This is a genomic window from Sphingorhabdus sp. EL138, from assembly GCF_945882965.1.
In the GTDB taxonomy this organism is placed as follows: Bacteria; Pseudomonadota; Alphaproteobacteria; order Sphingomonadales; family Sphingomonadaceae; genus Sphingorhabdus_B.
The window spans coordinates 43,191-58,538 of the sequence record NZ_CAMCWY010000019.1; the positions used below are offsets into that span (position 1 = coordinate 43,191).

Consider the following 15,348-nt stretch of genomic DNA (forward strand, 5'->3'; position numbering starts at 1 on the left):
ATGAAACGCGCTATAGGGTGGGAGCTACTTCACATGGCAATTCAGACGTCAATTAACGGCAAAGCAGTGAGGCTGTCCGCCGAACCGGATACGCCATTATTGTGGGTCATTCGTGAAGAGCTTGGCCTGACGGGCACAAAATTTGGTTGCGGCATCGCGGCTTGCGGGGCGTGCACCGTCCATGTGGATGGCGAACCCGCCCGTTCGTGCAGCCTGCCCGTCAGCGAGGTCGCTGGCAAATCGATCACCACGATTGAAGGTCTGAAATCCGCCGATGGCACGCTGCATGCGGTGCAGAGGGCGTGGATTTCGGCGCAAGTGCCACAATGCGGATATTGCCAGTCAGGACAAATCATGGCCGCAGTTGCGCTCATCGAAAAAACCGGCCGCCCAAGCGATGCGCAAATTGACGCAGCGATGACCAACCTGTGCCGCTGCGGCACCTATCCGCGTATTCGCAAGGCCATTCGCGCCGCCACCGGACAGGCCGCCCAAGCTGTTGAGGGAGCCGTCTGATGACCGATACTCTTTCGCCCGATCATGCACCCGAAACACCCGCCAAGCGCAAAGGCGTAAAGCGCCGCGCATTTTTAATCGGCGGCGTCGCCATCGTCGGCGCTGGCTTGTTCGGCATCTCGATTGCCGACAGCAACGCGGTCAAAGACGCCAAGGCGCGCATAACAGGCAAAGGCGAACATAATTTTGCCACTTGGCTAAAAATCGGCGAAGATGACGCCATCACCATTTATTCGCCGCACACCGACATTGGTCAGGGGTCAAACACTGGCCTGGCGCAAATGCTCGCCGAAGAATTGGATGCGGCATGGGAACAGGTGCGCGTCGTTTCTGCGCCTGCGGAACCTTCCTTTGCCAATGTCGGCTTGGGTCGCGGATTTCTTGCCGACACCTCTGGGCAGCCAGCGATCATCAACGGCATTCCGCAATCCTTTCTGTCGTTCATCGCGCGGCAAATGAACCTTCAGATGACCGGCGGTTCAACCGCCTTGCGGTTCACGGGCCAAGTGACCTTTCAAAAGGTTGGTGCGGCCGCGCGGCTTGCACTGATGGAAATCGCATCCACGCGGTTAAATGTGCCGATCGGCCAACTAACCACGCAGGACAGCCGCGTCATTCATGCAAAATCCAGCCAGTCGTTGCGTTATGGTGAACTGGCGGCCGAAGCTGCGACCTTATCGCTCGACAACGAACCAACGCTGAAAGACCCCACACAATATCGCCTGATGCGGCAATCGATGCAACGCCTCGACATTCCCGCTAAGGTCGACGGCAGCGCGCAATATGGCATGGATTTTGCGATCCCCGGTATGCGCGTGGCAACGATTCAAGCCGCACCCGTGCGTGGCGGAAAGCTGAAATCGGTTGACACCGCGCCTGCCTTAGCGATCAAGGGCGTGGAGAAGGTCATCAAGCTCGATGATGCCGTTGCCGTGGTGGCCAAGGGCTATTGGCCCGCAATTTCCGGCCTGCGCACTTTGGCACCCAGCTTTAGCGACGGCGGCCAATCAGGCATTTCCACCGCATCGATTTTCAAGGCACAGGACGCCGCAATCGCAAAGGGCGAGGCCGACGGCGAAGCAGGCGAAGGCGACGTGCAAGCCGGCCTTGGCGTCAAGCCCATTCAAGCCAAATATCAAGTGCCGTTTCTCCACCATGCGATGATGGAACCCTTTGCGCTGACCGCGCAATATAAGGACGGAAAGCTCGATATTTGGGGCGGGATGCAAGACCCGTTGGCAACCAAAATGATGGCGGTTGAGGTTTCGGGCCTTGATGCCGATAATGTTGCTTTCCACCCCATGATCATCGGTGGCAGCTTTGGCCGCCGCTTGCCCATGTATATGGAAATTGTTAGCCAAGTGACCCAGCTTGCCATGCAATTGCCCTATCCAGTCAAGCTGATCTGGAGCCGGGAGGAAGAAGTCGCGCAAGGCGCATATCGTCCGCAAAGCTCAGCTTTGCTGTCGGCGTCGTTGACCGACAAGAAACGCATTGCCGCTTACCGCAATGATTATGCGCAACCCGAAAGCGCGGAGGACGAGACGGTATTCCCCTACACTCTGCCCGCTGTCTCGCGTCGGCATTTTGCGCATGTTTCGAACCAGAATACAGGCGCGTGGCGGTCAGTGAACTCGACACAGCAGGGCTTTTACAATGAAAGCTTCATGGACGAGCTTGCTTATGCCGCAGGCGAAGATCCCGTCATTTTCCGCCGCAACCATTTGCGGTCGGATTCACGGCATTTGCGGGTATTGGATGAAGTTGCGGCGCGCAGCGGATGGAACACGCCTGTGCCTGCCGGACGCGGACGCGGCGTTGCTTTGGTCGAAAGCTTCAGAACCATCGTCGCTCAGGTCGTTGAAGCCTCTGTTGGCGAAGACGGCATGCCAAAGGTGCACAAGGTCACCACGGTCGTGGACGCAGGCAGCATCGTCAACCCGGACGCCGCCATGGCGCAGATTGAGGGCGGCACGATCATGGGCCTGTCCTCGGCCATTGGTGAGGCGATCACGCTTGAAAAAGGCAAAGTGCAGCAAAGCAACCTTAGCGATTATCTGTTGCTGACCATGGCGCAATCACCCTTAGTGCAGGATATCCACTTCCTGAACAGCGGCGCACCGATGGGCGGCATTGGCGAACCCGGTGTTCCGCCAGCCGCGCCTGCATTGACCAATGCCTTGTTCGCAGCAACGGGCAAGCGCATCCGCAATCTGCCGATCATGACGCAGGCAAAGGGATAATTTTGGTGCACGCAAAATTGCTCAAGCCCACAGACAATCTTGAGATTGCCGAAACGCTGGCGCGCGCGTTCCAGAATGAATCGGGCTGGAGCTATGTCATCCCCGACCCCAAATTGCGTGCACGGCGGTTGGTGGGTGCATTTCATTTGTTCCTGCGCGACGAACATCGCAAAGGCGCAGTGTTCGGCACCGACGGCATAGAGGCCGTCACCTTATGGCGTGGCCCCGGCCAAGCGCACGATACCCTATTCGACACGGCGCGGTTGTTCATTCCCTTTGTGCAGCAATTGCGCTTCTCGATTTTGCGCGGGTTAGAAATATCCAATTTGATCGAAAAGCATTTGCCGCAGGAACCTGTCTGGTATTTGCATTTTGCCGGTTGCGACCCCGATTATCAGGGCAAGGGATTTGGCGGCGCAGCGATCCGCGCAGGGCTAGAGCGCGCAGATCAAGACGGCCTGCCCGTCTATCTGGAAACCGCCGACGAACATAATATCCCTTTGTACCAGAGCTTTGGCTTTGCCATCAAACATAGCTGGCAAGTGCCCGAAGGCCCCCAATTTTGGGGCATGCAACGCCCCGGCAAAACGCGGCATTAAGCGCATAATCGCGCGCACCCTTGCCCTCCATCCAAAATCCGCCTAACCCCTCCGCACGCATCTGGTCTGCGCGAGAGCGTGGATAATAGGGAAGCCGGCGGAAATCCGGCGCTGTTCCCGCAACTGTAACCGGCGAGCTTTTGCTCCATATGCCACTGGAAAAACGGGTGACCGTGAAACTGGGAAGGCGGAGCAAGCGCATTGACCCGGAAGCCAGGAGACCTGCCTGATTGCGGTTTGTCCTTTGTGCTTGCGGGACACTGGCGCAATCGGGGTTTTCCTCCGCGTGACGACATATTGTTGGACGTCATGCGAAGGAGATATAACCATGACAATGTTAAAAGTGACGGCAGCCGCGCTTGCGATGCTGCCAACGAGTGCCTTTGCACAAACGGCAGAGGATGAAATTGTCGTCACCGCCAGCGGCTTTGAACAGCCGCGATCCGAAACCGGTCAAGCCATTGAGATTGTCGATCGTGACCGGCTTGACCAATTACAAAGCGCCACAATCGCCGATGCCCTGCAGACCATTCCGGGGGTCCGCATTGCCACCCGTGGCGGCCTTGGCGGCCAAAGCAGTGCCTTCATCCGCGGCGGCAGCAGCGCGCAGACATTGGTTCTCATCGACGGCGTGCGGATCAACGATCTCACCAGCCCCAATGGCGCGTTTGACTTTGGCGCATTGATGACGGGCAATATTGGCCGCGTGGAAATCTTGCGTGGGCCGAACTCAGTCATTTGGGGCAGCCAAGCCATTGGCGGCGTCGTCAACATCCAATCGATTGCGCCAGTGGATGGGTTTGAAGGCCGCATGGGCTCAGAATATGGGGCCTATGACACCAAGAGGATGAACGCCAATCTTGCGGGCAGCAGCGGCCAGTTGGAAGGCAGCGTCGGCGGTTCTTTCGTCAACAGCGACGGCATCTCAGCACTGGCGGGCGGAACCGAACGCGATGGCTATGACAATCTGACGGGCAATGCGCGGTTGAAGGTGCATTTCGGCGACGGCTTCACCCTCGATTTTCGGTCTTATTATAACCGCGCAAGGGTTGAAGCGGACTCCGAGTTTGGCGTGGGTGCAAACGGCCTGCCAGTGTCGCGCAATCGCCAATTTGTTGGCTATGTCGGCGCGAATTTCGACCTGCTTGATGGACGCCTGCAAAACCGCATTGCTTATACCCGCACCGACATAAAACGCATTGGCACCGACCCGGTTGTGTTTAGCTTCAACAATTTCAATGTGCGCGGCGCAATCGACAGGGCCGAATATCATGCGGTCTTTGACCTGAACGATGCGCTGACTTTCGTGGCGGGCGCGGAATATGAACGCAGCTTCGCAAGCACCGCGTTTGAGGGCGCGGCCCCTGATGTCGCCCGCAACGAACTGGGTAGTGGCTTTGGTCAAATCATTATGCGCCCTGTCGCTGGCCTAACGCTGACAGGAGGCGTGCGGCATGATGTCTATGATGATTATGGCGGGCAGACGAGCTTTGGCGGCAATGCGGCCTTTTCCCCCAATGACGGGCGGACGATGTTCCGCGCGACCTATGCCGAAGGGTTTCGCGCACCCACCTTGACCGAAGGGCAGCCGCCTTATGGCAATCCGGACCTTAAACCGGAAACCGCCCGCAATTTTGATCTGGGCGTTGAACATCAATTTCTGGGCAACAAAGCCCAAATTTTTGCGACCTATTTCAATCGCCGTAGCAATGACCTGATTGCTTTTTCATCGATCAGTTCCCAATCGGAGAATATCGACAAAGTGACGTCAAAGGGGCTTGAGGCCGGGCTAAACCTGAACCCCACGAACGACATTGATATCCGCGCAAGCTATACGCTGGTCGACGCCATCAACCGCAGCGCAGGGGCCAATTTTGGTAATCGCCAAGCCCTGCGCCCGCAGCATAGTGCCAGTGTGACCGCCGATTGGCAGACGCCGTTCGGTCTGTCCGTTGGCAGCAGCGTGCTAATCATCGGCGACAGCTTCGACAATGCCGCAAATAGTTTGCGCCTCAATGGCTATGCGTTGGTCGGGCTTGGGGCGTCGATGCCACTGACCGACACGCTGCAGGTGTATAGCCGCATCGATAATCTGCTCAACGCTGATTACACATTGGTCGCTGGCTATAACAGCTTTGGGCGCAATGCGACGATTGGCGTGCGGGCCAAATTCTGATGCGCTTTGGCTGGTGCCTCCTTTGGGTTTTTGCCTTGGCCGGATGCGCCAGCCAGCCCGTCATTGCGCCGCATGGCGTCGTGTCGAACAATCCGTGCATTGATGCCGTGTTGGCGCACATCGCAATACCCGGACAAGTCACCGCCGTCAGCATATACTCGCATGACCCCGATAGCGCGTCTGCACCACTGGCATGGGCGCGGCAATTGCCCGCCATTGGCATCAGCGCAGAGGAATTGTTGTTGGCGCGGCCCAAGATCGTGCTCACCGGAAATCTGGCCAGCTCTGGCACCAACGCGGTGCTTGCGCGGGCGGGCATTCAAACATTGGCATTGGGGGTTGCGCCTACGATCGCAGACGACATGCAACAGATCCGGACGATCGCTGCCGTACTCGGCAGGGGCGTTGCTGGAGAAGCCCTGATTTCCGCCATTCAGGAATCGCTACCCAGCACCCAATTTTCCGGGCCGTCTGTATCGGCGATTATCTGGCAAAATGGTGGATTTGTGGCGGGTAAAGGCACGTTGCAGGACGAATTACTGGCGCGCCACGGCTTTCGCAACGCCAGCGCGCAATATGGCCTATCCTCATGGGGGATATTGTCGTTAGAGACCCTGATGCGCAACCCGCCACAGGTGATCTTTATGCCCACGCATCAGCGCGGTTCCGATGCCAGTGACATGCGCGCGCGGCAAAAGCTGCTGGCTTATTTGGGTGGTCGCACGCGCATCACAGAATTCCCCGACAGGCTGTTATTCTGCGGCGGTCCGACGATCATCAAAGTGTCCGCGATACTAAAGAAAACCCGCGCTGCATTCGGAAAGGATATGCCATGAATAAGCGCGCCGTAACATCGCTTCTGCTGCTCCTCACGGTCGCTGCGTTCCTGCTGTCGTTGATGGCAGGCAAGGTCTGGATTTGGCCGACCTCTTGGATGGCGGACAATGCCGATGGCTGGATTTTCTTGGAACTGCGCTTGCCCCGCGCGGTGCTTGGCCTGTGTATTGGCGCGGTGCTCGGGCTTTCGGGCGCAGTGATGCAGGGCTATCTGCGCAACTCACTGGCTGACCCTTCGGTGCTTGGGGTTTCGGCCAGCGCGGCGCTTGGCGGTGTTGTTGCGATTTATTTGGGGCTTAACCTGCTGCCCTTTGGCCTATTCGCCTGCGCGATGCTTGGCGCGGGGTCTAGCATATTGTTATTGCTGGTAATTTCTCGAGGCGGCGGACCAGTTGGCTTTATCTTGGGCGGCATGGTGCTGTCAACGCTGGCGGGCGCGCTCACCGCCTTTGTCATCAGCATTGCGCCAAACCCCTTTGCCGCCAATGAAATCATCAACTGGCTAATGGGCGCGCTGACTGACCGGTTGATGGCCGATGTCTTGACCGCTTTGCCCTTCATGGCGCTGGGCGTTGCTTTATTGCTCTCCACTGGCCGCGCGCTGGATGCGCTGACCTTGGGCGAAAATGGCGCAAAAAGCCTTGGTATCAATCTGCTGCGGCTGCAGTGGATTATCGTACTTGGCGTTGGCCTTGCCGTTGGCGGATCGGTCGCGGTGTCGGGTGTGGTCGGCTTTGTCGGGCTAGTCGTCCCGCATTTTATCCGCGCCATATATGGGGAACAGCCATCGGAGATATTGCTGCCGTCGGCCTTTGGCGGCGCGATCCTGACGCTGACCGCCGATAGCCTTGCCCGGCTGGTCCCCGGCCCCGGTGAAGTGCGGCTGGGCATTGCTATGGCAGTGCTTGGCGCGCCGTTTTTCTTGCTGCTGTTGCTGCGCTATCGCAAGGGTGCCGTATGACTTTGACCGTCCGCAATCTTGGGTTTTCGCATGTGCAACAGCCGAGTTTAATCGGGGTCGACGCGACATTTGAAGCTGGCAAGCTCATCGTCATTCTCGGCCCCAATGGCGCAGGCAAATCCACGCTGCTCGCCTGTCTCGCTGGTCTTTTGAAGCCCGATAGCGGGACCGCCTGCCTGCATGACGCAGACATCACCCACATGGCCCCGACCGCACGCGCCCGCCAAATCGGCCTTTTGCCGCAAGGCGCAGAAACGCATTGGGCGATCACATCACTGGCCTTGGTTGCGCTTGGCCGCATTCCCCATATGCGCGGCGCAGGGACATCCTCAGATGACCGCAAGGCGATAGCAATGGCGATGTCGGCGACCGCCACCGAAGGCTTCGCGCATCGGCCAGTCACGCAGCTTTCGGGCGGCGAACGCGCCCGCGTCCTGCTGGCGCGGGTGCTGGCGGGTGAACCTTCATGGATCTTGGCGGATGAACCACTGGCCAATCTCGACCCCGGCTTTCAACTCGACATATTGAATTTGCTGCGGCGGCAGGCCGAGGCCGGAAAAGGCGTCGTCGCGGTGCTGCATGATTTGCACCACGCCGTGCGCTTTGCCGACCATCTTGTGTTGCTGCATGAGGGCAGATTGTTCGCGCAAGGCAGCGTCGATGACGTCATCACGCCTGCCAATCTGGCGCATGTTTACGGGATTGACGCGAATCTCTTCAAGGACAAGGAAGGGGCAGTCCAGTTGTTCATCAAAGGCAAGGTCAGACCATGAAATATGCCCTCCCGATTATCGCCCTCTTGCTCTCCGGCTGCGCCATGAGTGTCACGTCAACGTCCAATATGGCTCCAGTTGCCCCGCAAAGCGCGCAGGAGGCGCTTCGGCCTTTTTATGCGACCATGATCGTCAATTTGCCCAAGGCGCCCTCAAACCCCGCTTTATCGGCGGACACCGTGATCACGCGTTTCGCCTTTGGCAGTTGCGTGAATGAAAACCGCGACATGAAATTCTGGGACGTCATCGCCGCGCAGAACCCGCAGGCTTTCCTGCTGATTGGGGACAATGTCTATGGCGACACAAGGCCTACCAATGGCGCGGATATGCCGACATTGACCGCAAGCTATAAAAAGCTCAACAGCCGCGTTGAATTCGACCGCTTCCGCCGAAATATTCCCATGATGACAACATGGGACGACCATGATTATGGCGCGAATGACGCGGGCGGCGCTTTTGCATTCAAGGAATGGGCGGAGAAAGCCTATGAAACTTATTGGGGCGCCTCCGACGAGGTAAAGTCCCGCCCGGGCGTGTATGAAAGCCGCATCGTCGGGCCAGAGGGCAAGCGCGTGCAGTTCATTATGCTGGATGGCCGCTTTTTCCGGTCAGACCTTGCATCCATGCCTTATCGCGACCCAAGCCCAACGCTGGGTTGGTATATTCCCAATATGGACCCCAACGCGACGATATTGGGCCAAGCGCAATGGGACTGGCTCGCACAGGAACTCGAAAAGCCAGCCGAACTGCGCTTCATCATTTCATCGACTCAAGTGATCACCGACGCGCATAATTTCGAAGGCTGGACCAATTTTCCCAAGGAACGCGAACGCCTATATGCGTTGCTCGGGCAAAAGGGCGTGAACAACGCCATTTTCCTGAGCGGCGACCGGCATAGCGGCGGTTTCTACAAGACCAACGCACCCGGCCTTTCCAAGCCCTTATGGGATTTCACATCCAGCTCGCTCAATTTCGCCTTTGGCAAGGGCGATGGCAGCGAGCGTGAACCCGATCCACGCCGGACCGGCGGATTTTGGGGCATACCCAACTTTGGTCAGATCGACATTGATTGGGCGACAAAAAAGGTTACGATGACACTGCGTAAGAATGATGGCAGCGTGATTGAAACGCAAACTAACGCGATTGATTGATCGCTGAATAATCGACGGCGGCAACCTTTGCCATCACCGCAGCGCGGATAGCGACAGCTGTGGCGAGCGGCAGGGCGATCATCTCCAGCGTCCCGCCGGCGATACCGAACTTGAGCGAAGCCAGACCTTGCCGCCGCGCGAGCGGACCCTGCGCAATTTCGATACTTTGCACCTTCACCTGAGGCGCGATGGTCAATTGCTGCTGCCACCAGCCGCGCTTGAGATATAACTGATGGTCATCAAGCCCGAAACGGTACTGCCGCCAGTCCAGCCAGAATAGCGCGCCGGGAAGCACCAGTAACAGCAGCAGGACCAACGTGCGGCCAACCGGGGCATCCGCGAAGACCACAAGCGCAGCCATGCCAGCCAACACCAAAGGCACGATGACCAAAAGCTGCGTGAGCCAATATTTGGCAGCGCCTCTCTGCAAGCGTTCGTCACCATCGGGCGCGGCAATTGTTGCGGCCTGTGCGATGCGCCAGACTTCGCTTAGTGTCGCAAAGGGCGCTGCGACATAGTTGCTTTCCTCCTTGCTATCCTGCGCAAGGCTCACAAATTTCAGGCTGTGCCAGCCGCGCCGTTTGCGGATGGGGCCAGTTTGCACCACGGCGGCTTGCACCCGGTGCGTGGGCATCACGACATCGGTGAGCGTCAGCAACCCGCGCTGCCGCCGGAAACCCTTTGACGTCTGGGTTAAGCGGAAACCATGCTCGCGTAACAGCGTGCGCACAACACCGGTTGCAAAGCCGATGAATATTAGGCTGCCAACAGCTCCAAAGGCCAAAATTAGTTGTGCGAACAAGCCAACGCCGTTGATCTGTTTAACACTAACGCCCCGCTCTTCCGCCAAACCAATCCAATGTTTGAAGTCCCAAAAATCGAACGGCAGCAGAAAATCAAATTGCTGTGCAAGACCGCCCAGCACCGCAAAAATCACAAGCGAAAAGGAATAGAGGCCAAAGACGAACACCCGCCTGCCATCCATCGCGAATATCGGATGCGCGTCTTCTTCAACATGCGCTGGCGCGTCTGCCGTAACAAAAACGGCCACTCCTGCCTTACGCGACCGGATTAACGCCCGCAGGCGGTTTGCTTCCTCCAGCGTCACAAAGCTGAGCATCGCATCATCACCATCGCCGCCACCGGTTTCAAACTTCACCTCACCCAAACCCATCATGCGGGCGAGCGGCTTTTGTTCAATGCTGACATCCTGAATCCGCTCATAGGGTATCGAGCGCGCGGTCCGGTTCAATATGCCCTTCTCGACGCGAATATCATGTTCGCCGACGAAATATTGAAACCGTAGCCATGCCAACCAGCGAAAAAACAGACTTAAAATCAGAACAGCCGCGATGACGATTGGAATGAGAACTGGGTTCTCCGCCTTTCGCACACCGAAGATTGCGGCAACCATTGGAAACACCAACTGCGGAAGTCCCGAGACAAAACTGACTATTAAGCCAGTAATATGCAGCCGGTAGCCCTCGACTGAAGGGGGCAGATCATCGATCACGTCAGCGGTTTCGCGCATTATGTGTCTTGCCGAATGGCGGCGCGAATGGCCTCCCGCATTGCCAGCGCGTCGGCATGCGCCAAGCCCGGCAGCGCCACAGTGCTGTTGTGGTTGCCTGCCGTGTGGACCGTCAGCGTCGCGAGGCCATAACGTCGGTCAATTGGCCCTTGGTCCACATCAATATGCTGGATGCGCCCAAAGGGCACAATCGTGTCGCTGTAGAACATATATCCACGCACGACGCGCAGCCGGTCCGTTCCCATATCATAGCCCCAATGCCGATATTTGCGCGCTGGCACCGTGTATGCGACGAACGCATAGGCCAAAAGCACGGGCACAAGAAATGTGCCGGGCGGAAGCAACTGTGCAAACTCCAACACCCCTGCCCCAACGACAAATGGCAGCAAACCAAGCGCGGTGGCTATCCGGCTTGTCGTTATGAATGCTGGATCAAGTGGCGTCAGTTCCGGCGGGGCGTCATCGGTCATGCGGTTGATATGCGCACACTGTGTTGTGTTGGCAAGACGGTTTATCTCCCCATCGACTTGCGATGGGGAGGATTATCCGTTACCTAGCCAAAGCGGCGTTGGCCTCATTCACTAGCTTCGCGATGATATCGACGACAGGCCGCTCCACATGGACCATGCCAACCGACTGCCCGGCCATGACGGAGCCATATTCGACATCGCCGTCAATCACCGCGCGGCGCAGCGCCCCTGCCCAATATTTCTCGATCTCAAGCTGCGCGGTGTCCATGTCGATTTCGCCGCGATCCAGCATGGCTGCGACTTCGACCTGTTTCTTGGTGAACTCTTCGGTGCCCTTGTTCTTCAACGCCCGCACGGGAATGACGGGCAAGCGCGGGTCAATCTGCACACTTGCGACCGCATCGCGGGCATTGGCACGCAGGAATGCAGCCTTAAAACTGGGGTGCGCGATGCTTTCATGCGCGCAAACGAACCGCGTTCCCAATTGCACCCCTGCTGCGCCCATTTCCAGATAGCTTGCCACTGCGCCGCCACGAGCAATACCGCCCGCCACGAAAATCGGCAGTTGCTCGCCAAGCTCTGGCAAGATTTCCTGGGCAAGTACGGATGTTGACACAGGCCCAATATGCCCACCCGCCTCACTGCCCTCAATCACCAGCGCATCGACGCCAGAGCGCGCAAATTTCTTCGCCAGCGTGAGCGCGGGCGCAAAGCAAATAACCTTCGCGCCAGAATCCTTAATCGCCTCAATACTGCCTTTTGGCGGCAGTCCCCCCGCCAGAACCACATGGCTGACATGATGCCGCGCGCATATCGCAATCAGGTCCATGATCTGCGGATGCATAGTGATCAGGTTTACGCCAAAGGGCTTGGACGTAAGCGCCTTCGTCGCGGCAATCTCCGTATCAAGCAACGCAGGTGTCATCGCCCCGCACGCAATCACGCCAAAGCCCCCAGCATTGGAGATTGCCGACACAAGATTGCGCTCCGACACCCAAGACATGGCCCCACACATAATCGCGACGTCGCAGCCCAAAAAGTCCGTACCGCGTTGCATGAGATGTTGGAGTTTAGTCATATGTTAGTACCAATTTTTGTTCACGCAGAGGCGCGGAGGTCGCAGAGGAATAGAGTGAAAAAGCTTTTAAGTCCTCATGGTTATTGACGACGCGTTTAACGCCTTCTTTCAAAGTATCGCATCCGAAGTGAACGAGCAAACCGACAGGCAATTTCATCAATTGGCTTCACTCAAAGAACTCCGTGTTCTCTGCGCCTCTGCGTGAAAAATTTCTTCACGCCGCATCCAACCCATAAGCGGTATGCAACACGCGCACGGCGAGCTCGGTTTCATCCTCATCAATCAACACGCTAACCTTGATTTCGGACGTTGAAATCGCCTGAATGTTGATTTTGCGGTCGGCAAGGCTGCTGAACATCGTTGCGGCAACGCCTGCATGGCTTTTCATACCAACGCCCACGACCGATATTTTGGCAACCTTGGTATCCGGAATAAGCCGGTTATAGCCAATGGCATCGCGGCGGTTTTCCAAAATGTCGGTGCAGCGCGCAAGGTCGGCTTGCGGGCATGTGAAGGTCACGTCGGTTTCGCCCTTATCACGGCCAATATTTTGAATAATCATATCAACATTGATGTTGGCATCGGCCAATGGCGCGAAGATATTGGCCACTGCGCCGGGACGGTCGGGGACGCGGGTGAGCGTGATTTTCGCTTCATTCTTGTCATGCGCGATACCGGTGATCAGTTGGCGTTCCACTTGGCTATTCTCCAATTCTGCGTCGGTCACGATCATCGTGCCGGGGATACTATCGGCGTCGGGGGCACTGTCGTCGACGAATGAGGACAGCACTTGAATGCGCACGCCCTCCTTCATCGCAAGGCCGACGGAGCGGGTTTGCAATACTTTCGAACCGACCGAGGCCAGCTCAAGCATTTCTTCGTAGGTGACCGCCTTCAACTTTCGCGCGCGGGCCACAATGCGCGGGTCCGTCGTGTATACACCATCTACATCGGTGAAGATATCGCAGCGGTCCGCTTTCACAGCGGCAGCCACAGCGACGGCAGAGGTATCCGACCCGCCACGTCCAAGGGTAGTAATGCGATTGTCATCGGTTAGGCCCTGAAATCCGGGGATGACCGCGATATTCCCTGCCTTCATAGATGCGAGCAATTCTTGCGAGTCAATTGACCCGACCCGCGCCTTGGCATGTGCATTATCGGTGTGGATTGGCATCTGCCAACCCAACCAACTGCGCGCCTCGCAGCCGAGCGCCTGAAGCGTTATCGCCAAAAGGCCAGCGGTAATTTGCTCACCGGCGGCGACAACCACATCATATTCGGCAGGGTCATAAAGCGCATTTGCCTCACGACAGAAATTGACGAGGCGATCCGTGTCGCCTGCCATGGCCGAAACGACAACGGCAACCTCGTCCCCACGCTCGGCCTGACGCTTGACCAGCTGGGCAACACGGCGGATGCGCTCGGTGCCGGCCATCGACGTGCCGCCAAATTTCATTACAATGCGCGCCATGAAAACCTTCAATATTCGCTATATTACAATCGCGCGCCCTGATAGGGACAGGATATGACAAACGCAAGCTTACCCACGACAATTAACGCCGCGGAAGCCGCGCATTTTGGATCCCTCGCCGCCGAATGGTGGGATCCAAAAGGCAGCTCTGCCATGCTGCACAAGCTTAATCCCGTGCGGTTGAGTTTCATCCGGTCCGCGATCGATGCGCATTTTGGTGGCGATGGTAAGGCGCGCCATCCGCTGGCGGGCAAAACTGCGCTCGATGTAGGTTGTGGCGCTGGATTACTGTGTGAACCCCTTGCGCGGCTTGGCGGCGCAGTCACCGGTGTGGACGCCGCCCCGGAAAATATCGAGGCCGCAAAGGCACATGCGGCGTTATCCGGCCTAGCGATAGACTATCGTGCTGGCGAAATCGCTGCGCAGGGCCTTGGTAAGTTCGACGTCGTGACCTGCATGGAAGTTATCGAACATGTCATGGACCCCGGGGCGTTTGTTGCAGAGCTTTTCCGCCATCTAAAGCCCGATGGTCTATTGTTGCTCTCTACGCCTAATCGGACAGCAGCATCGCGCATATTCTTAGTCGAGGCCGCGGAGCGTTTGGGTCAAGTCCCACGAGGCACACATGATTGGCACAAATTCCTGACGCCAGAGGAGGCGACCGTTTTGCTTGAGGATTCCGCCCTTGAGGTTGTAGACATGAAGGGCATCGCCTTTTCGCCGATGTCCGGATTGCACTTGAGCAGCAATATGGCGCTGAATTACATCCTCAGTGCGCGGTTGCGGAGGTAAAGTTCGTTTCGAAGGTGGTCGGCATAACCTCCACTTCACTCCTGCCCTCAGCTCTGACCCGCCGTCTCAATCATATCGCGCATCGGCATATTGGTCATCGGCAAGATCGCTAAAGCGCGTGATTTTTGCTTCGAACTTCATCCGCACGCGCCCTGTCGAACCGTGCCTTTGTTTGGAAATGATAAGTTCTGCAACGCCATGGATTCTCTCCATTTTTTCGTTCCAAGCGTCAAATGCGGGCGTGCCTTCATCGGGTTTTTTCATCAGCTCGTAATAATCTTCGCGGTAAACGAACCACACCATATCGGCGTCCTGCTCGATTGAACCTGATTCACGCAAATCGGACAACATCGGCGTCTTGTCTTCGCGCTGTTCGACGGCACGGCTAAGCTGCGACAGTGCAACGACAGGAATACTCAGTTCCTTCGCCAATGTTTTCAGGCCCCGGCTGATCTCTGAAATTTCATTCACGCGGTTGTCGTTCGCACGGCTTGAACCTTGAAGCAGCTGCAAATAGTCAACAACGATTAGTCCAATCCCATGCCGACGCTGTAGGCGCCGCGCGCGGGTGCGCAAGGCTGCGATCGTCAGCGCCGGCGTGTCGTCAATGTAGAGCGGCAATTCCTGCAATTCGCGGGACGCGCGCGAAAGCTCCCGGAAGTCGTCACGGGAAATTTTGCCCATACGCAGCAATTCGGAACTGATCCCCGATTGTTCGGCCAAGATACGGGTAGCAAGCTGGTCTGCGGA

At 57.3% G+C, this 15,348-nt stretch carries 14 protein-coding genes and 1 riboswitch; of the genes, 9 read left to right on the plus strand and 5 right to left on the minus strand.

Translation table 11 applies throughout. The features are described 5' to 3' along the window. Positions 1 to 33 precede the first annotated feature (33 nt). The 8 genes from Q0N43_RS09200 (at position 34) to Q0N43_RS09235 (ending at position 9,256) form a co-directional block, all read left to right on the plus strand. Complete coding sequence (locus tag Q0N43_RS09200; protein WP_295445644.1) at positions 34 to 516, plus strand: (2Fe-2S)-binding protein; 483 nt, start codon at positions 34 to 36, stop codon at positions 514 to 516. Next, on the plus strand, positions 516 to 2,759 hold the full coding sequence (locus tag Q0N43_RS09205) for a molybdopterin cofactor-binding domain-containing protein (protein ID WP_295445646.1): 2,244 nt from the start codon (positions 516 to 518) through the stop codon (positions 2,757 to 2,759). Before Q0N43_RS09200 ends, Q0N43_RS09205 begins: the two co-directional genes overlap by 1 nt. Positions 2,760 to 2,764: 5 nt before the next feature. Further along, the gene (locus Q0N43_RS09210) at positions 2,765 to 3,358 is read left to right on the plus strand and encodes a GNAT family N-acetyltransferase (RefSeq protein ID WP_295445648.1); all 594 of its coding nucleotides are present in this window, start codon (positions 2,765 to 2,767) and stop codon (positions 3,356 to 3,358) included. 45 nt (positions 3,359 to 3,403) lie between these two features. Further along, a riboswitch (cobalamin riboswitch) is annotated at positions 3,404 to 3,603 on the plus strand. A gap of 83 nt (positions 3,604 to 3,686) precedes the next feature. Beyond that, positions 3,687 to 5,534 (plus strand): TonB-dependent receptor, encoded by a 1,848-nt coding sequence (locus Q0N43_RS09215; RefSeq protein WP_295445650.1) that lies wholly within the window; start codon positions 3,687 to 3,689, stop codon positions 5,532 to 5,534. Continuing rightward, on the plus strand, positions 5,534 to 6,370 hold the full coding sequence (locus Q0N43_RS09220) for an ABC transporter substrate-binding protein (protein ID WP_295445652.1): 837 nt from the start codon (positions 5,534 to 5,536) through the stop codon (positions 6,368 to 6,370). Before Q0N43_RS09215 ends, Q0N43_RS09220 begins: the two co-directional genes overlap by 1 nt. Beyond that, a complete protein-coding gene (locus Q0N43_RS09225; protein WP_295445654.1) occupies positions 6,367 to 7,332 on the plus strand; it encodes an iron ABC transporter permease in 966 nt (321 codons plus the stop codon). The genes Q0N43_RS09220 and Q0N43_RS09225 overlap by 4 nt, the downstream gene beginning before the upstream one ends. Beyond that, positions 7,329 to 8,105 (plus strand): ABC transporter ATP-binding protein, encoded by a 777-nt coding sequence (locus Q0N43_RS09230; protein ID WP_295445656.1) that lies wholly within the window; start codon positions 7,329 to 7,331, stop codon positions 8,103 to 8,105. Before Q0N43_RS09225 ends, Q0N43_RS09230 begins: the two co-directional genes overlap by 4 nt. Continuing rightward, positions 8,102 to 9,256 carry an alkaline phosphatase D family protein gene (locus Q0N43_RS09235; RefSeq protein WP_295445658.1) on the plus strand — a complete coding sequence of 385 codons (1,155 nt, stop codon included), beginning with the start codon at positions 8,102 to 8,104 and terminating at the stop codon, positions 9,254 to 9,256. Before Q0N43_RS09230 ends, Q0N43_RS09235 begins: the two co-directional genes overlap by 4 nt. Here the strand turns inward: Q0N43_RS09235 and Q0N43_RS09240 are convergent. From Q0N43_RS09240 to Q0N43_RS09255, 4 genes are all read right to left on the minus strand, one after another. Next, complete coding sequence (locus Q0N43_RS09240) at positions 9,240 to 10,787, minus strand: PH domain-containing protein (RefSeq protein ID WP_295445660.1); 1,548 nt, start codon at positions 10,785 to 10,787, stop codon at positions 9,240 to 9,242. The two genes, Q0N43_RS09235 and Q0N43_RS09240, sit on opposite strands and share 17 nt — an antisense overlap. Beyond that, positions 10,787 to 11,257 carry a PH domain-containing protein gene (locus Q0N43_RS09245; protein WP_295445662.1) on the minus strand — a complete coding sequence of 157 codons (471 nt, stop codon included), beginning with the start codon at positions 11,255 to 11,257 and terminating at the stop codon, positions 10,787 to 10,789. The genes Q0N43_RS09240 and Q0N43_RS09245 overlap by 1 nt, the downstream gene beginning before the upstream one ends. A gap of 79 nt (positions 11,258 to 11,336) precedes the next feature. Continuing rightward, complete coding sequence (locus Q0N43_RS09250) at positions 11,337 to 12,335, minus strand: nitronate monooxygenase (RefSeq protein WP_295445664.1); 999 nt, start codon at positions 12,333 to 12,335, stop codon at positions 11,337 to 11,339. A 214-nt stretch (positions 12,336 to 12,549) separates the two neighbouring features. Continuing rightward, positions 12,550 to 13,806, minus strand: coding sequence for an aspartate kinase (locus Q0N43_RS09255; RefSeq protein ID WP_295445666.1), 1,257 nt, complete (start codon positions 13,804 to 13,806; stop codon positions 12,550 to 12,552). A gap of 54 nt (positions 13,807 to 13,860) precedes the next feature. Between Q0N43_RS09255 and ubiG the strand changes: the two genes are divergently transcribed. Next, positions 13,861 to 14,598 carry a bifunctional 2-polyprenyl-6-hydroxyphenol methylase/3-demethylubiquinol 3-O-methyltransferase UbiG gene (ubiG, locus tag Q0N43_RS09260; protein ID WP_295445668.1) on the plus strand — a complete coding sequence of 246 codons (738 nt, stop codon included), beginning with the start codon at positions 13,861 to 13,863 and terminating at the stop codon, positions 14,596 to 14,598. A 66-nt stretch (positions 14,599 to 14,664) separates the two neighbouring features. Here ubiG and Q0N43_RS09265 read toward each other — a convergent pair. Continuing rightward, positions 14,665 to 15,348 (minus strand): DnaB-like helicase C-terminal domain-containing protein (locus Q0N43_RS09265; protein WP_295445670.1); only part of this gene is annotated, 684 nt, incomplete at its 5' end.